Annotated in this window: 16 protein-coding genes; all 16 read left to right on the top strand. The window is 49.8% G+C overall.

The genetic code is table 11. The features are described 5' to 3' along the window. The first annotated feature begins 4 nt into the window (after window positions 1–4). The 16 genes from L5M51_RS20075 to L5M51_RS20000 all read left to right on the top strand — a co-directional run bounded on the left by L5M51_RS20075 (window position 5) and on the right by L5M51_RS20000 (window position 16406). Complete coding sequence (locus L5M51_RS20075) at window positions 5–253, top strand: acyl carrier protein (protein ID WP_014609665.1); 249 nt, start codon at window positions 5–7, stop codon at window positions 251–253. Next, the gene (locus tag L5M51_RS20070; RefSeq protein ID WP_011787695.1) at window positions 253–801 is read left to right on the top strand and encodes a hypothetical protein; all 549 of its coding nucleotides are present in this window, start codon (window positions 253–255) and stop codon (window positions 799–801) included. Before L5M51_RS20075 ends, L5M51_RS20070 begins: the two co-directional genes overlap by 1 nt. Beyond that, window positions 798–2162, top strand: coding sequence for an AMP-binding protein (locus L5M51_RS20065; RefSeq protein ID WP_263174312.1), 1365 nt, complete (start codon window positions 798–800; stop codon window positions 2160–2162). The genes L5M51_RS20070 and L5M51_RS20065 overlap by 4 nt, the downstream gene beginning before the upstream one ends. After that, a complete protein-coding gene (locus tag L5M51_RS20060; RefSeq protein ID WP_263174310.1) occupies window positions 2155–2562 on the top strand; it encodes a thioester dehydrase in 408 nt (135 codons plus the stop codon). The genes L5M51_RS20065 and L5M51_RS20060 overlap by 8 nt, the downstream gene beginning before the upstream one ends. Continuing rightward, window positions 2556–4433 (top strand): glycosyltransferase family 2 protein, encoded by a 1878-nt coding sequence (locus tag L5M51_RS20055; protein ID WP_263174307.1) that lies wholly within the window; start codon window positions 2556–2558, stop codon window positions 4431–4433. The genes L5M51_RS20060 and L5M51_RS20055 overlap by 7 nt, the downstream gene beginning before the upstream one ends. Next, entirely contained in the window at window positions 4430–6004 is a 1575-nt protein-coding gene (gene hutH / locus L5M51_RS20050; RefSeq protein ID WP_263174304.1) for a histidine ammonia-lyase, read from the top strand. Before L5M51_RS20055 ends, hutH begins: the two co-directional genes overlap by 4 nt. Further along, entirely contained in the window at window positions 6001–6435 is a 435-nt protein-coding gene (locus L5M51_RS20045) for an acyl-CoA thioesterase (protein ID WP_263174302.1), read from the top strand. The genes hutH and L5M51_RS20045 overlap by 4 nt, the downstream gene beginning before the upstream one ends. Then, window positions 6432–7199 carry an outer membrane lipoprotein carrier protein LolA gene (locus L5M51_RS20040; RefSeq protein WP_263174300.1) on the top strand — a complete coding sequence of 256 codons (768 nt, stop codon included), beginning with the start codon at window positions 6432–6434 and terminating at the stop codon, window positions 7197–7199. Before L5M51_RS20045 ends, L5M51_RS20040 begins: the two co-directional genes overlap by 4 nt. 2 nt (window positions 7200–7201) lie before the next feature. After that, window positions 7202–9643 (top strand): MMPL family transporter, encoded by a 2442-nt coding sequence (locus L5M51_RS20035; protein ID WP_263174298.1) that lies wholly within the window; start codon window positions 7202–7204, stop codon window positions 9641–9643. 23 nt (window positions 9644–9666) lie between these two features. Next, window positions 9667–10956 carry an NAD(P)/FAD-dependent oxidoreductase gene (locus tag L5M51_RS20030; RefSeq protein ID WP_263174296.1) on the top strand — a complete coding sequence of 430 codons (1290 nt, stop codon included), beginning with the start codon at window positions 9667–9669 and terminating at the stop codon, window positions 10954–10956. A 4-nt stretch (window positions 10957–10960) separates the two neighbouring features. After that, the gene (locus tag L5M51_RS20025) at window positions 10961–11749 is read left to right on the top strand and encodes a DUF3261 domain-containing protein (protein WP_263174294.1); all 789 of its coding nucleotides are present in this window, start codon (window positions 10961–10963) and stop codon (window positions 11747–11749) included. Window positions 11750–11795: 46 nt separating this feature from the next. Next, window positions 11796–12995, top strand: coding sequence for a beta-ketoacyl-[acyl-carrier-protein] synthase family protein (locus L5M51_RS20020; protein ID WP_263174292.1), 1200 nt, complete (start codon window positions 11796–11798; stop codon window positions 12993–12995). 4 nt (window positions 12996–12999) lie between these two features. Next, on the top strand, window positions 13000–13533 hold the full coding sequence (locus L5M51_RS20015) for a hotdog family protein (RefSeq protein WP_168826494.1): 534 nt from the start codon (window positions 13000–13002) through the stop codon (window positions 13531–13533). 112 nt (window positions 13534–13645) lie between these two features. Further along, window positions 13646–14371 carry a 3-ketoacyl-ACP reductase FabG2 gene (locus L5M51_RS20010; protein WP_263174288.1) on the top strand — a complete coding sequence of 242 codons (726 nt, stop codon included), beginning with the start codon at window positions 13646–13648 and terminating at the stop codon, window positions 14369–14371. Beyond that, window positions 14372–15631 (top strand): beta-ketoacyl-ACP synthase, encoded by a 1260-nt coding sequence (locus L5M51_RS20005; protein ID WP_263174286.1) that lies wholly within the window; start codon window positions 14372–14374, stop codon window positions 15629–15631. A 31-nt stretch (window positions 15632–15662) separates the two neighbouring features. Further along, window positions 15663–16406 (top strand): hypothetical protein, encoded by a 744-nt coding sequence (locus L5M51_RS20000; RefSeq protein WP_263174285.1) that lies wholly within the window; start codon window positions 15663–15665, stop codon window positions 16404–16406. Window positions 16407–16872: the final 466 nt, after the last annotated feature.

The following is a 16872-nucleotide window of genomic DNA, read 5'->3' as shown; positions in this document are numbered from 1 at the left end:
GAATATGCAAAATCGTGAACAAATCCTCGCTATGCTGACCACTATTTTAGTGGACGAATTCGAAATTGATGCCGAGGCGATTACGCCTGAGGCCAACCTGTATGAAGAGCTCGATCTCGACAGTATTGATGCCGTCGACTTAGTGATAAAGCTGCAGCAACTGACAGGTAAAAAGATCCAACCCGATGAATTTAAATCAGTTCGCACAATCAACGATGTGATTAATGCTATCGAAGGTTTAGTGAGAACCTAATGCGAGCCTTGCTACAGGTCTTAACCGCCCTAACTTTGCTGGCCTACCCCGTTGCCGTGTATTTAGGGCTCAGTTACTTGCCTGCTGGCACCATAGCGCTCGTGCTGTGTTTATTGCTGATAGTGCGGCTAATGCTACAAAAGCAAAAGGTTAAGACATTAGTTTTACCACTATTGGTGGGGATTGTGCTCACGGCAGGCAGTTATCTTGCCAAGCGCAGTGACTGGCTGCTGTATTACCCAGTAGTGATAAATCTCACTATGCTGGCGCTGTTCAGTTATTCACTGCACACTGGCCCTAGCATGATCGAACGTTTAGCCCGTTTGAAAGAACCCGATTTACCGGATGAAGCCACTGGGTATCTTAAAAAAGTCACTCTACTTTGGTGCGGCTTATTTATCTTCAATGGCACTATGGCGGCTTACACCGCTGGCTTTACTAGCTTAGCAACCTGGACCTTGTATAACGGTTTGATTGCATACGTACTCATGGGACTGCTCCTCGGTGGGGAATGGTTATATCGCAGCTTTTGGTTGAAGAAAACATGACACAGCTACTCAAAAACTGGTTAACCCAAGGGCCCTTTGCCCAACAACTGATCAGCTTTAATCACCACGACATAGTCACAGGTGCATTATTTACCAATCAGGTGGCGTATTTTTACGAGCAACTGCTGGCCGCGCCAGAGAAAAAATGGCTGCTCGCGAGTGATACCAGCGATCTGTTTGCTGTCGGTTTATGTGCGGCGCTGTTAGCAGGCAAGGAAATTATCTTACCAGCCAACACCCAAACGGGCACGCTGAGCGAGTTAACCCACCAGTTTGAAGGCATATTGTCGGACAAGCCATTGTGTGAAAGTCAGGCCTTTATTCTACTGAGAAAAGAGCTGAGCCTGCCGAGCAAGCCTTGGCCGGCGAGCGAGGCTATCGGTGAACTTGTGCTATTTACCTCCGGCAGCAGTGGCGAACCTAAGGCGATCCGTAAAACACTTCAGCAATTAGACGTTGAAGTCTCAGTGCTCGAACATACCTTTGCCGAACATTTACCCCATTGCAGTGTGGTTTCAACGGTTTCCCACCAGCATATCTATGGCCTGTTATTCAAAATTTTGTGGCCACTCGCCGCCAGTCGGCCGTTTTTAAGTGAGCAGATTGAATACCCAGAAACCTTAAGCTATTACACAGCCTTACTGCCAAACCTATGTTTGATCAGTAGCCCAGCCCAGTTATCGCGTTTACCTAAGGCCTTAGAGCACGAGCGCCAACTGCGCTCACCTAGCTTAGTGTTTAGCTCTGGCGGGCCCTTAAGTTTTGCGGCGGCTCAGGGGATCAGCCAATGCTATGGCCATTTGCCCATCGAGATTTTTGGTAGCACAGAAACGGGCGGTATCGCCTATCGCCGTCAGCATGAGGCCGATGAACCTTGGCAAGTATTTGACAGAATATCGATAGATCAAGATCCTAGCGACGGCGCCTTGCTGCTTAAATCACCCTATTTAGCCGACGATGAATGGTTGCGCTGCGAAGATAAAATCGAACCGACCGAAAATGGCCAGTTTAGACTCAAGGGCCGACTCGATCGCATCGTTAAGATTGAAGAGAAACGCCTGTCACTGGCGCAAATGGAAACGCTGTTAGGCAGTCACGCCTATGTTGAGCAAGCCGCACTTGTCGTATTGCCGCAGTTTAAATCCCAACTGGGCGCGGTCGTGACCCTCTCAGCGCTTGGCCGCAGTGTGCATCAAGAGCAGGGAAAACTCAGTATCAACAATGCGTTAAAAGCACATTTACTGACGCAATTTGAGCGAGTCACCCTGCCACGCCGCTGGCGTTATCCCGATATTTTGCCGCTGAACACTCAGGGTAAGCGTGTCACTGCCGAGTTAGTCGAGTTATTTGATCATGATTAAATCGAGTTTACCGCCGATCCTGCATTCCAATATCGACATGGATAATATTGAATTACGTCTGTTAGTGGCGGCCGACCTTGAATCTTTTAAGGGACATTTTCCCGAGCAAGCCGTACTGCCAGGCGTGACGCAATTAGATTGGGCGGTGCGTTTAGGCTGCCAATATTTCGGCTATTGCGAAGCCGTAGCCAACTTAGAAGTGCTTAAGTTTCAGCAACTCATACTGCCGGGGCAAGAAGTCACCTTAAGCATTAGCAATAATGCGGCTAAGGGGAAACTCACCTTCGCCTATAGCGATGGTGAAAACCGCTACGCGTCAGGTCGTATCGCCTTCGATATCTCGCCCGTTAACAGCAAGCCTTCTGATACCAACAGCAGCGATGAGGCGAGCCAGTGCTAACACCTCCCAGCGACTTAGTTGAGTCGGCGCCCATCAAGCTCGCCTTAGTGATCCCCAATTACAATCACAGTGCCGCAATTGCCCAGACCTTGGCCGAACTCGCCCAATTTAATCTGCCCTGTTATTTGATTGATGATGGCAGCAATGACGAAACCCGTTATCTACTGCAATCCTTAGCCCAAACCTATCCTTGGGTGACTTTGCTGCTGCATCCTTACAACCGTGGTAAAGGCGCTGCTGTGATGACGGGCCTACGCCGAGCCTACCGCGATGGCTTTAGTCATGCACTGCAGGTCGATGCCGATGGTCAACACAATCTAGCCGATATTCCAGCTATGGTAGCAAGGGCGCAGGCTAAACCCGATGCACTGATTTCAGGCAAACCCGAGTACGATGAATCCGTGCCTAAGGGCAGGCTCTATGGCCGTTATATCACCCATTTTTGGGTGTGGGTCGAAACATTAAGCTTTGATATTAAAGATTCTATGTGTGGCTTTCGCGTTTATCCCCTCGCCGCCACCGAGCGATTACTGTGCCAGCAAGCATTAACGGAGCGAATGGATTTTGATATTGAAATCCTCGTCAAACTCTACTGGCAAGGGGTGGAAATTTTATTCCAGCCGACTAAGGTGATTTATCCCGAAGGTGGTGTTAGTCACTTTCAAGGTGTGGCCGACAATGTGCGCATCACTAAACTGCATACCAAGTTGTTTTTCGGCATGCTCAAACGCCTGCCTTGGCTATTGAAGCGTAAATCACAGCAACAAGCCGCGCAAAACTCCCATTGCTCGTCAGCAACACTATCGACTTCAGCAACATCATCAACTTCAGCCACCCATTGGTCGGGCATGAAGGAGCGCGGCAGTTACTGGGGCATCAAACTGTTAGCCGAGAGCTATCGTATTGGCGGCCATTGGTTGTGCCGCGCCATTATGTATCCTGTGATTTGTTATTTCTTTCTCACGGGCAAAGTCACCCGCGAAGCCTCGTTAGATTTCCTGCGCCGCGTGCAAATGCTTGAGCCGCAACATCCTAAGCTCAATCAGCCCGTAGGCTGGCGCGATAGCCTGAATCACTTTTTAGCCTTTGGCAATGCCGCTCTCGATAGAATCGATGCATGGTGCGATCGCATCCAATTGAGCCAAGTGGATTTCCCCGATCGCCAAGTGCTGGCCGACCAGCTCGAAAGCGGTAAAGGCGCGGTGTTATTGGTGTCGCACCTTGGCAATTTAGAACTCTGCCGCGCCATTTCCATCCACCAGCGCAAGGTCAAAGTAAACGTCATGGTGTTAACTAGCCATGCTGAAAATTTCAATAAGGTACTTAAGCAGTTAAACCCTGATAGCACGCTTAATCTTATTCAAGTGACCGAGCTTAACCCCGCGACGTCTATGCTGTTGCAGCAAAAAATAGAAGACGGTGAACTGGTGGTGATCGCGGGCGATAGAACCTCGCCGAATACCCAAGGTCGCGTCATGTACGCGCCGTTTATGGGGCAAGATGCAGCGTTTCCCCAAGGGCCGTTTATTTTGGCAGGCTTACTCGATTGCCCTGTGTTTTTAATGTTTTGCCTGCGGGAACAGGGCCGTTATCGGGTGCATTTAGAGCACTTCGCCGAAACACTTAAAGGCCCAAGGCCGGGCAGAATGGACAGATTACAGCAGGCGGTAAATCGCTACAGCGAACGTTTAGAATACTTTGCCAGACGCGAGCCTTTGCAATGGTTTAACTTCTTCGATTTTTGGCGTAAAGACAGCGAGTTAGGACGCGTATCAGCCAATTCAGTACAAGCCGATGCTGTAACAGCAGAGTCAACATCACCGCAGATCCCAGAGCAGGATCATAAGACAGACAGGACTAGTCATTCATGAGCCACACCCAAGCCGCCGACTCAAAGAATCAATCAGACTTAAAGACTGTTGAGTTCGGCCGTCAATTTCTTACCTTAGAACAAGTGGTTGCCGTCGCCAAGGGCGCACCAGTCAAGCTCTGTGACGATGCGGATTATCAAGAATACATTCAAAAAGGTGCGCGCTTTATCGATAGCCTGCTGCACGAAGAAGGCGTGGTTTATGGTGTAACCACAGGTTATGGCGACTCTTGCACAGTCAATGTGAGCTTAGATCTGGTCCACGAATTGCCACTGCATTTAACCCGCTTCCACGGCTGCGGTTTAGGCGAGACCTTAAACATAATGCAGGCCCGCGCTGTGATGGCTTGCCGTTTAAACTCCTTAGCCATTGGCAAATCTGGCGTGACCTATGAGCTATTAAAGCGCATCGAAACTTTGCTCAATCTCAACATAGTCCCTGTAATCCCAGAAGAAGGTTCGGTCGGTGCCAGCGGTGATTTAACGCCGCTGTCGTATTTAGCCGCCGTGTTAGTCGGTGAGCGCGAAGTAATCTACCAAGGTGAACGCCAAGCGACTCAAGATGTCTACGCTAAGCTCAACATCACCCCGCACGTACTGCGGCCAAAAGAAGGCTTAGCCCTGATGAACGGCACGGCTGTAATGACGGCCTTGGCCTGTTTAGCCTTCGATCGCGCCCAATATCTTGCCCGCTTAAGTAGTCGCATTACCGCTATGGCTTCGTTAACGTTAAAAGGCAACTCGAACCATTTTGATGAAATCTTATTTGCCGCTAAACCGCATCCGGGACAAAACCAAATCGCCACTTGGATACGGGAAGATTTAAATCACCACGAACATCCGCGCAATTCGGACAGGCTGCAGGACAGATATTCCATCCGCTGCGCACCGCACATTATCGGCGTGTTGCAGGATGCGCTGCCGTTTATGCGTCAGTTTATCGAAACCGAAGTCAACAGCGCCAACGACAACCCGATTGTCGACGGCGAAGGCGAGCATATTCTCCACGGTGGCCATTTTTACGGCGGCCATATCGCCTTTGCGATGGATTCACTGAAAAATACTGTGGCTAACTTAGCCGATCTTATCGATCGCCAAATGGCGCTAGTGATGGACCCTAAGTTTAACAATGGTTTACCCGCTAACTTATCCGGCTCAACCGGCCCGCGCCGCGCGATTAATCATGGCTTTAAAGCGGTGCAAATTGGGGTATCTGCGTGGACAGCAGAAGCGCTCAAGCACACTATGCCCGCCAGCGTATTCTCGCGCTCGACCGAATGCCACAACCAAGACAAGGTGAGCATGGGCACTATTGCCGCCCGCGATTGTATGCGCGTGCTGCAATTGACCGAACAAGTCGCGGCGGCAGCCTTGCTCGCCATGACCCAAGGTATTGGTTTACGTATCGCCCAAAATGAACTGGACGAAGCCTCGCTCACCCCTTCATTGGCGAAAACCCTCGCTCAAGTGCGCGGTGATTTTGAGACCTTAATCGAAGACCGACCGCTTGAAGCCGTGCTGCGCCAAACCATAGCTAAAATCCAAGCGGGCGAATGGGAAGTGTGCAGATGAAATCATTGCTCACTATCGATATGGAAATGCAAATCCCCTTCCACGATGTGGATTCCATGGGGATCACTTGGCATGGCAATTACCTGCGTTATTTCGAGATTGCTCGCTGCAAACTGCTCGATGAGTTGGGCTACAACTACCGCCAAATGCAAGCATCTAACTACGCGTGGCCTATTATCGATTTGCAGATTAAATACGTCAAAGCCAGCACCTTCGAGCAAAAAATCACAGTCCGCGCCGAGTTAGTCGAGTGGGAAAACCGCTTAAAAATCAGTTATCAAATTCGCGATGTTGAAACCGGTGCGCGCATCACTAAGGGTTACACCATTCAGGCAGCAGTCGACATGAGCACCCAAGAATTGTGCTTTGTTACCCCAGAGGTGTTCCGTGACAAAATAGCCACCCTGCTCGCTAAGGTTGAAAACCAATGAATGCCGCGCTAACACACATCAAGCTTATGCTTATCCTGTGTTTTTGCAGCGTATGGATATCGGCACAGTGCAAGGCTGACACATCGACAACGGCAGTTTCTGCCAGCAATTACCAGCAACTATTCAACCAACCTGCGGATAAAGCACAGCTTGTCGCCTTAAGCCAAAAGCTTAACTTGGGCGAAACGGTTCGTGGCAACTTTGTGCAATCTCGGCAGTTGAAGGTGCTCAAAAAGCCGTTAATCAGCCAAGGTCAGTTTATCTTCGATCAGACCCAAGGACTGATTTGGCAGCAGATAAAGCCCTTCGAATCCCTGCTGATTTTAAAAGATAAGCAGCTTATTCAGCGCGATAGCCAAGGTCGAGTCCAAGTCAGCAAGGCCGATGCCTCGGCGAGCGCTGCCGCTATGGGGGATTTATTGCCCAGCCTAGTGCGCGCTATGCTCGGCGGTGATATTTCCGGTTTAAGTGAGAACTTCGAGCTGCACTTCCTCAGCACAGACAAGTTAAACGCAGAGAACTTGAGTCCAGGCAGCCAATGGCAATTAGGCCTAACGCCCAAAGATCCCTTAATGAAAAAAGCCATCGCCAATATGGTGTTAGAGGGCAGCGATATGTTGCAATCCTTAGTGCTGCTCAGTGCCGCACCGAGTGTGAACCCACAGGATATGACCCGCATCGACTTTAGTGCGATTTCCCAAGGCAAACTCAGCGAAACAGAATTGGCGCAGTATGCTGTAGCGATAGAGGCAAATAAACCTTAACTATGGCCGCCAACTTCGCCGCGCGCGCCAATCAAGCGCTAATACAATCATCCCCTAAATGGCGCCTCGCCATTTGGTTGCTATTGATGCTCTCTGCCAGCCTATGGACGTTGCAACTCTGGCAAAACGGCGCAAGGGTGCAGAGCGATATTCTCGCAATGCTGCCCCATTTACAGCAGGACAAACTCACAGAGCGCGCCCTTAACCAAGTTAAAGCGACGCTCGCCGATCAAGTCTATATTGCGCTCGTCGCCAAAGATGAAACCACGGCAATCGCTGCAGCTAAGCTGTTGATGCAAAAGCTTGAAACAGACCTTGTTGCTACTGGAAAAAATGCTGCACTTACAGATATTCGCAGCGCAGATATGCAGATCGGTGAAGCCTTGGGGCAATATTATTTCCCCCACAGATTTAAATTACTGACAGCGCCACAAGCTGAGGCGTTAGCAACGAAAGACATTGGAAATCTGATTGAAGCGGCCACTGCACAGCTTTACAACGCCTTTAGTTACGCCAATAGCAACTTGCTTGCCCAAGATCCACTACTGTTATTCCCCGCCAATTTACTCGCCCTCGCGCCGAGTTCCAAAGTCAGAGCCAGCCAAGGTATTCTGCTGGCTAATCAAGGCGATAATGTCGCTGCGGTTGTTATGGCAAGGGGCCAAGAAAGTGCTTTTAATCCCAATGCGCAATTGGCGCAGATGACGGCATTAACCCTAGGATTGGATACGGTTAAACAAAGCTATCCCGATATTACCCTGCTTAAGGCTGGCGCCCTGTTTCACGCTATTGCGGCGACCCAAACGGCTAAGAGTGAAATCTCGATTCTTGGTCTTGCATCCTTACTTGGGGTAATAGCCCTAGTCTGGCTGGCGTTTCGCTCTGTAATGCCGCTACTGCTGGCGATTGTCACTATCTCCAGCGGGCTGTTGCTGGCCGCGACTTTTACCTTAAGCGTATTTGGCGAGCTTCATTTACTCACCTTAGTGTTTGGAACTAGCTTGATTGGCATTGCCATCGACTACAGCTTTCATTTTTACTGCGAGCGCTTAAGCGATACCGAACGCAACGCAAAGGCGACGGTCGCGTATATCTTCCCCACAGTGACACTTGCCTTTATCACCAGTGCCTTAGCTTATGTGGGCATAGGTTTAGCGCCGTTTCCAGGAATGCAGCAAGTGGCGATTTTCTGCGCCGCGGGGCTACTCGGGGCTTATCTCACCCTCATTCTCGCCTACCCACTGTTAGCGGGAAGTCGTTTGCCATCGGGCTCCCGCCCATTAGCGTTAGCGGGGAAATACCTTGTCAACCTCACTCAGTTATCCAACAGCTTGACCACGCCTTTAGGCATGGGCATGTTTGCTTTAGTGATAGTAATGTGGTGTCTGGTTGGCGTAACCAAGTTAACCGTCGATGACGATATTCGCCATTTGCAGCAAAGCCCCGCGAGCGTGACTGAACCTGAAAATAAGCTCAGGCAGCTACTCAGCGGCGGCACAGATAATCAATTCTTACTGGTACGCGCCGCGAGTGAAGAAGCACTACTACAACAGCTTGAGCGAGTGTCGCCACAGCTCGATGCCGCTATTACGAACCAAGAGTTAGGCAACTACGTCAGCCTCAGCCAATATCTGCCCAGCCATCAAAGGCAAGACACGGCTTATAGCTTGCAGGGTGAAATCTATCAAACTCAGATAGATACTGTGCTCACAAGCCTTGGGTTGGATGAGAACTTAAAGCCAGAGCTGCAAGCAAGCTACTTAGCAGCTAAAGAGCAATATATCGCCCCAGCAGATTTCTTTAAGCTAGAGGCAGGCAAGCAACTCGCACCGCTGTGGCTAGCGCCAAATGGCAAGGCCACCGACTATGACGCGCTAAATGATGGCGGCGCGAGCGCTGAGTATGGTGCCATTGTCTTGCTTGGCGGCATTAAACAGATCGACGCGCTCAAGGCGCGCTTTGCCAATGTTCAAAGCGTACAACTTATCGATAAAGTCGCGGATATCTCCGCCGTCATGGGCCATTACCGACTGTTAACCCTAAAGCTGTTAGCGCTCGCACTCGGTATCGCACTCTTGTTGTTTAGCCTGAATTTTGGCATTAAAAAAGCCGCGGTTGTCGTTGCCGTTCCAGCCCTTGCGGCCTTGCTAACGCTTGCAACCTTAGGCTTAACAGGCTCGCCGCTGAGTCTGTTCCATGCACTCGCGCTCATTTTAGTTTTCGGGATTGGGATAGACTACAGCTTGTTCTTTGCCTCAGCTCAAAACCACGGCAAGGCAGTGATGATGGCGGTATTTATGTCCGCCTGCTCGACCCTATTAGCCTTTGGTTTACTCGCCTTTAGCCAGACCCAAGCGATTCATTATTTTGGTTTAACCCTGTCGCTAGGTATAGGTTTAACCTTTTTACTTTCGCCACTGATTTTAACGACTAAAAAGTCCTGATAACGACAAGGAACGTACTTTACATGCCTACACCCGCTCACGATTTATCGGCTATGCCAAATTCACTTGCCGTCGATGTGGCTATTATCGGCGCAGGACCTTCAGGCGCCATCGCCGCCAGCTTGCTACACCAACAAGGTAAGCGCGTGCTGGTGTTAGAAAAACAACATTTCCCCCGTTTCTCCATCGGTGAAAGTTTACTGCCCTGCTGCATGCAGTTTATCGAAGAAGCCGGCATGTTAGATGTGCTCAATGCCGCCGGATTCCAACATAAAAATGGCGCCGCCTTTCGTCGCAATGGCACTTACACTACCTTCGATTTTACCGATAAATTTACCCCAGGGCCGGGCACCACATTCCAAGTGCAGCGCGCCAGTTTTGATAAACTGTTAGCCGATACCGCCCAAAGCCAAGGGGTCGAAATCCGCTATGGCGAAACCGTCGAGGCGATAGATTTAACCGAGAATCCATGCTTAATGGTGCGCAATGAACAGGGCGAGCTTTATCAAATCAGCGCCCAATATGTGCTTGATGCCAGTGGTTTTGGCCGTGTGTTACCCCGCTTGCTCGACTTAGAAAGTCCGTCTTGCCTACCACCGCGTAGCGCCATCTTTACCCATGTGGAAGACAACATCAGCGATCCTAGCTTTGATCGAAATAAAATTTTAATCAGCGTCCACCCAGAGCATAAAGACATTTGGTATTGGCTCATTCCCTTTAGCAATGGCCGTTGCTCACTCGGCGTGGTTGCCGAACCGCAATTACTTGCGCGTTTACAAGGTTCGCTTGAGCAACAATTGATGAACATAGTCAATGAAGAACCAGGACTAAAAGCCCTACTGGCAAACGCTAAGGTGGTGCAAGAATGCGCCACACTCAAGGGTTATTCAGCCAATGTGTCACGGCTTGCGACCGACAAGTTCGCCCTACTGGGTAATGCCGGCGAGTTCCTTGATCCGGTATTTTCCTCCGGTGTCACTATCGCCATGCAATCGGCATCGATGGCAGCAAAATGTGTGACGAAACAACTCAATGGCGAAACGGTTGACTGGCAAGCCGATTACTCAGCGCCTTTAATGCAGGGGGTGAATACCTTCCGCACCTATGTGCAAGCTTGGTATGATGGCCGCTTTCAGGATGTGGTCTTCTATGAAGAACCGAACGAGCGTATCAAGCAGATGATTTGTTCTATTCTGGCGGGCTATGCTTGGGATACGAATAATCCCTTTGTTAAAGACTCGGAGCGCCGCCTGAATATGATAGTCGAACTGTGCCGAAATCCAGCCGCCACTCCAGCATTCGCAGAGGTCTAATCGCATGCTGCTAAACCTTAACGCTAAATGGCTAATCATCCCCGCGCTATTGCTCGCAAGCCTTGGGCTAACGGGCTGTAGTGAACTGCTGTTCAGGCAGACCTGTGTCGGACTCGCTAAGGATATGCGTTATTGTTTGGCACCATTGCCCCATGATTTTGCTCCCGCGACCGATAAGCCGTTGACTCAGCCAAGGATAAAGTCCACGACTGAGCCTACAACTAAGCCCGCCATCATGGCGAGTCAGCAAACCGACAGCAACACAGGCGTATCTTCTCCCCAGTCCTTTAGCCAAAAGGTCAGCATTAAAGTGGGTGATAAATCCCACGAGCTGCTCACTCAATTAGAGTTAGAGAATGAGCGCATGACGCTCGTTGGCTTAGCGCCACTCGGACAGGCTTTGTTTACCTTAGTTTATGATGGTAATACACTCAGCAGTGAACAAAGCATGCTGCTAGGGGACCGTTTTAAAGCTGAGTATTTAATGGCGATGATGCAACTGGTCTATTGGCCTGAGCAGAGTATTCGCGCCCATTTAGAAGGTGGTCATTTAGTCACAGGCCTTTGCGATAAGGTTGGGGGAAATCAGGGCGATACGCTTATAGGCACCCGAGTGAATACAATCCCCTGTCGCCAGATCTATAGTCAAGACACCTTGATCAGTAAAAGCGGCCAGCAAACCCATGTGGTGCAAATCCGTTATCAACAAAATATCGGCGATGCTCTTTGGCAAGCCCACATCAGCTTAACTATGCCACAAGCTAAATTTGAGCTAGAAATCGAACCTATTTAATCTGTTAGCATCCGCACTTAACTGTGCCATGGTAAAAAGACACACAATGATGAACAGAGTAGCTATTACACAGATTGGATTGTGTACCCCGCTAGGGCAAGATCCCCAGCAGGTTTTAGACCGCCTGATCGCTGGTGATACCAGTGCGATGCTGCGCTGTGACACTCTCCTGTTCGAGCACCCAACCTTAGTTGCCCCCGTGACGGCAGCACTACCAACCATTCCCGAAAAACTCATTCAGTTCGATTGCCGTAACAACCAATTACTGCTGTGCGCCGCACTGCAAATTGCGACCACAGTTGAACAAGCGAAACGGGATTTTGGTCATGCCCGTATTGGTGTAGTACTAGGCACGAGCACGTCAGGCATATCTAAAGGCGAAGCGGCACTTGCGTATCGAAATCAACACGGATACTTTCCCGCGGATTACCACTATTTCCAGCAGGAGCTCGGCAGCACCAGCGACTTTTTACGCCAGTATTTTGAGCTCGATGGTCCTTGCTACACAATTTCAACCGCCTGCTCATCCAGCGCTAAAGTGTTTGCCAGTGCCAAACGCCTATTACAGGCTAACCTCTGTGATATTGTGATTGTCGGCGGGGTCGACAGCTTGTGCCAACTGACAGTCAATGGTTTTAATGCCTTAGAATCTGTCTCGAAAGGCCACTGCAATCCTTTTAGTATCAACCGTGATGGCATCAATATCGGCGAAGGCGCGGCGCTTTTCGTCCTAACGTTGGGCGAGTCAGAGGTCATGCTAGCGGGTATTGGCGAGTCGAGCGATGCGCACCATATGTCGGCGCCACACCCCGAAGGCGCAGGCGCTATCGCTGCTATGCACGCGGCGTTGCAAGATGCACACATTGCAACAAAAGACATTGGTTACATAAACTTACACGGTACAGCCACGCCTAAAAATGATGCGATGGAAAGCCGCGCCGTGGTTGAGGTGTTTGGCGTGAACACGCCCCCTTGTAGCTCGACCAAGCCCTTAGTCGGCCATACCTTAGGTGCCGCTGGCGCCATTGAAGCCGCCTTCTGTTATTTATTACTTTCAGCACATAATCACCGCCAAGCCCTGCCGCCCCATCAATGGGACGGACAAGTCGATCCACAGGATCCGCCCATTGCCTTGGTCGAGCGCCATCAAGTCGCTGCTAAGGGCGCGCTTAATTATGTGATGAGCAATTCCTTCGCCTTTGGCGGCAGTAATGCCAGCCTAATTTTCTGCCGTAACGAGGCCTAGTACCATGCAGTTACTTAAGATTAACCAACCCTTTGCCGAACAGGATATTGCCGATTTTATTCCCCATAGGGCACCGATGATTTTGCTCGATAAAATCATTGGCTATCGGCGCGATAACCTAGAGACCGAAGTCACTATCACGGCCAAGAGCCCTTATTTCGATGATAAATATCAAGCCGTACCCAATTATGTGGGTATCGAATATATGGCTCAAAGTATTGCCGCCCTTGCTGGGGTTGAGGCAAAGCTTCGCAATGATAAAATCCGCGTGGGCTTTCTATTGGGATCGCGCAAATTAACCTTGTATGCCAAGCAATATGAGCTCGGGCGCACCTATCGCACCCAAGTCAGCCGCCTCTATCAAGAGGAATCGGGATTAGCGGTATTCGATTGCCAAATTTATCTGCTGCCCGAAGCCGGCACTGAGCTAGAAAAGAGCTTAGTGGCCCAAGCCAATGTGAATGTGTTCCAACCTCAGGACACACAAGCCTACCTTGCAGGCAATCAAGACGCGGCAAATAGAAGTCTTGGGCACTAAAGCAATGATGTAGATAAAAAAGCCTTAAAGCGCCTTAACAAGCGACCTTTTTACCATAAATACATGAAACCCCATACCGACACATAACGATAAAATGGGGTGGAGAAAACAGATGAATAACAGAGTATTAGTTACCGGTTCGAGCCGCGGTATTGGTAAAGCCATCGCCCTAAAACTCGCCGCTGCGGGTTTCGATATCGCCCTGCATTACCACAGTAACCAAGCAGCTGCCGATGACACTGCCGCGCAAATCCGCGCGCTTGGGGTGAATGTGAGCCTGCTGAAATTTGATGTCGCCGACCGCGCAACCGTCAGAGCCACCATTGAAGCCGATATCGAGGCCAATGGTGCCTATTATGGCGTGATCCTCAATGCTGGTATCAACCGCGATACCGCCTTTCCTGCTATGACAGAAAGCGAGTGGGACAGCGTGATCCACACTAACTTGGACGGCTTTTATAATGTCATCCATCCCTGTGTGATGCCTATGGTACAAGGCCGCAAGGGCGGGCGTATCATTACCTTAGCCTCTGTTTCTGGGATTGCGGGCAACCGTGGCCAAGTCAATTACAGCGCCTCAAAAGCGGGTATTATCGGCGCGACTAAGGCATTGTCATTAGAGCTGGCAAAACGCAAAATCACCGTCAACTGTATCGCCCCCGGCTTGATTGAAACCGACATGGTGGCCGATATTCCTAAGGATATGGTCGAGCAATTAGTGCCGATGCGCCGCATGGGTAAACCGAGTGAAATCGCCGCCTTAGCCGCATTTTTAATGTCTGACGATGCCGCCTATATCACTCGCCAAGTGATATCGGTCAATGGGGGCATGATCTAAATGAGCGAACCGACAAATCAAACCCGCTTAGGGAAACGAGTGGTCGTCACTGGCATTGGCGGCATTACCGCCATGGGCCATGATTGGGAGGCGATAGCAGCGAGCCTTAAGGCGCAGAAAAACTGCGTCGTCACTATGGGCGAATGGGATAAATACGATGGTCTCAATACCCGCTTAGCCGCGCCCATTACCGACTTTGAAGTGCCAAGCCATTATTCGCGCAAGAAAATTCGTTCTATGGGTCGGGTTTCCATCATGGCGACCCGCGCCAGTGAACTTGCATTAATCGATGCGGGATTGTTAGACGATCCTATCGTGTCCTCGGGTGAAATGGGTATCGCCTATGGCTCGTCCACTGGCAGTACCGATGCCATCATCGCCTTTGGCGATATGTTGAAAACCGGTGATATGTCGGGCGTCACCGCCACGAGTTATATCCGCATGATGGCACACACCACAGCGGTGAATGTGGGGGTATTTTTCGGCTTAAAAGGCCGAATTCACACCACTAGCAGCGCCTGTACCTCGGGGAGCCAAGGCATAGGTTACGCCTATGAAGCCATCAAATACGGTCATCAAACCTTAATGTTGGCGGGCGGCGGTGAAGAACTCTGCCCCACAGAGGCTGTAGTGTTCGATACCCTGTTTGCCACTAGCACTAAAAACTCAACGCCCGAACTCACGCCACGCCCCTTCGATGCGAGCCGTGATGGCCTCGTGATTGGCGAAGGGGCTTGTACACTGGTACTCGAAGAGCTAGAACACGCCAAGGCGCGGGGCGCCAAGATTTATGCTGAGTTAGTCGGTTTTGGCACGAATTCAGATGGCCAACACGTCACCCAACCAAACGCGCAGACCATGGAAATCGCTATCAGGTTGGCGCTCAAAGATGCCCAGCTTGAGCCTAGCGCCATAGGTTATGTGAACGCCCACGGCACGGCAACGGATCGCGGTGACATCGCCGAAAGCCACGCGACCCATGCAGTTTTTGGTGCTGGCATGCCGATTTCATCCCTTAAAAGCTACACGGGCCACACCTTAGGCGCATGCGGCGCGTTAGAAGCTTGGGTGAGTATTGAGATGATGAATGCGGGCTGGTTTGCGCCAACACTCAACCTTGAAAGTATCGACTCACAATGCGCTGATTTGGACTATATCCGTAACGAACTGCGCCCAATCGATACAGATTATGTCATGAGTAATAATTTCGCCTTTGGCGGCATTAATACCTCGCTGATTTTTAAACGCTGGGCCCAATAACGACATATAAAAACCACATAAGGACATCACCATGAAACCACTCTTTGCAGGTATGCTGCTTAGCATCAGTTTATTAAGCTCGCCTTTATTGGCTCAGGAATATACGGTTGAAACCTATCAAGAAATCTTTAAGGGTGATAACCAATTCAAGCAAAAAGAAGCCATTGAATCACTCACCATCGCTGGTTTATCCGATCCTGCCATTTTTGATGCGCTCGAAGCAAAGCTACTCGCATCTTTGCCCCAAGCCACTGAAAAAAATGCCATTGACTACAGTGCTTGGTTAGTCAAAGGCTTAGCTTATTCAGGCAATGATAAGTACAGCGAAACCATCAACAAGATTGTTAATGGTGATTATCCTAAAAAACTCAAAAAATACGCAGGTCAAGCTTTAGAAAACATAACGATATATAAAAAATGGAATGCGATTCTTGCGGATAAAAACCAATATACTGCCGATCAAAGTCAGCAAAATAATGCCTTTGCCAATGCCCTACGCAGCAATGATTTAGAATTAATGCGTCTCGCAGCTAAACGCATCATGGATGACCGCCAGTACGATGATTTTATCCTAGCCGTACTCAGTAACGAATTGAAAACACCACGCTTAATGGCCAATGACAAACTCGCCATCGATACCTATGCCAACATGGCAAAAGCGCTAGCTAGTTCAGGGAATACCGCTTACCGCGATGTGATTGAAAATATGGCAACCACGAGCTCAAACAAAAAACTCAAAAACTACGCCGAGAGTTATTTGAAGAAATACTACTAAACCTACCCGTTTTACGCTTAATCGAACAAATCATGGCCGAGCTTATCCTCGGCCATTTTTATATTCGCCTATACAGGCTTGCCATGGTAATCACTCACTACACTGTGAAAGAACCTAGAGGCTCTAAGTTGATAAACGAGAGTTACCGAAGGCGAAGAGGCAGTTAAACATAGATATTGTTCAGAGTGAGGCCAACCATGGTACTGGCTCGACGACCCGCAGCAAGTCCTATATGGACACCTCGAATAGATCAACCACTTTTTGAGTAACAGAAAGTAATACTGCGTACGTATATCCGACCTGTTTGTGAGAATCTTTGTTCTCTGGCCTTAATGAGAACCGCGCCTTTGCTGCTTATCGTCCTTTCGGAGTCATATGCTCCTTGTACTCTCTCAGCATCTGCAAAGGCCGGTATTACCTGTTACTTCATTATCTGTAGTCGTGTTTTTGGGGTGAGTTTAATACT

The organism is Shewanella sp. SM73, from assembly GCF_025653795.1.
Classification (GTDB): domain Bacteria; phylum Pseudomonadota; class Gammaproteobacteria; order Enterobacterales; family Shewanellaceae; genus Shewanella; species Shewanella oncorhynchi.
This window is presented reverse-complemented; position numbering and strand designations above follow the sequence as displayed.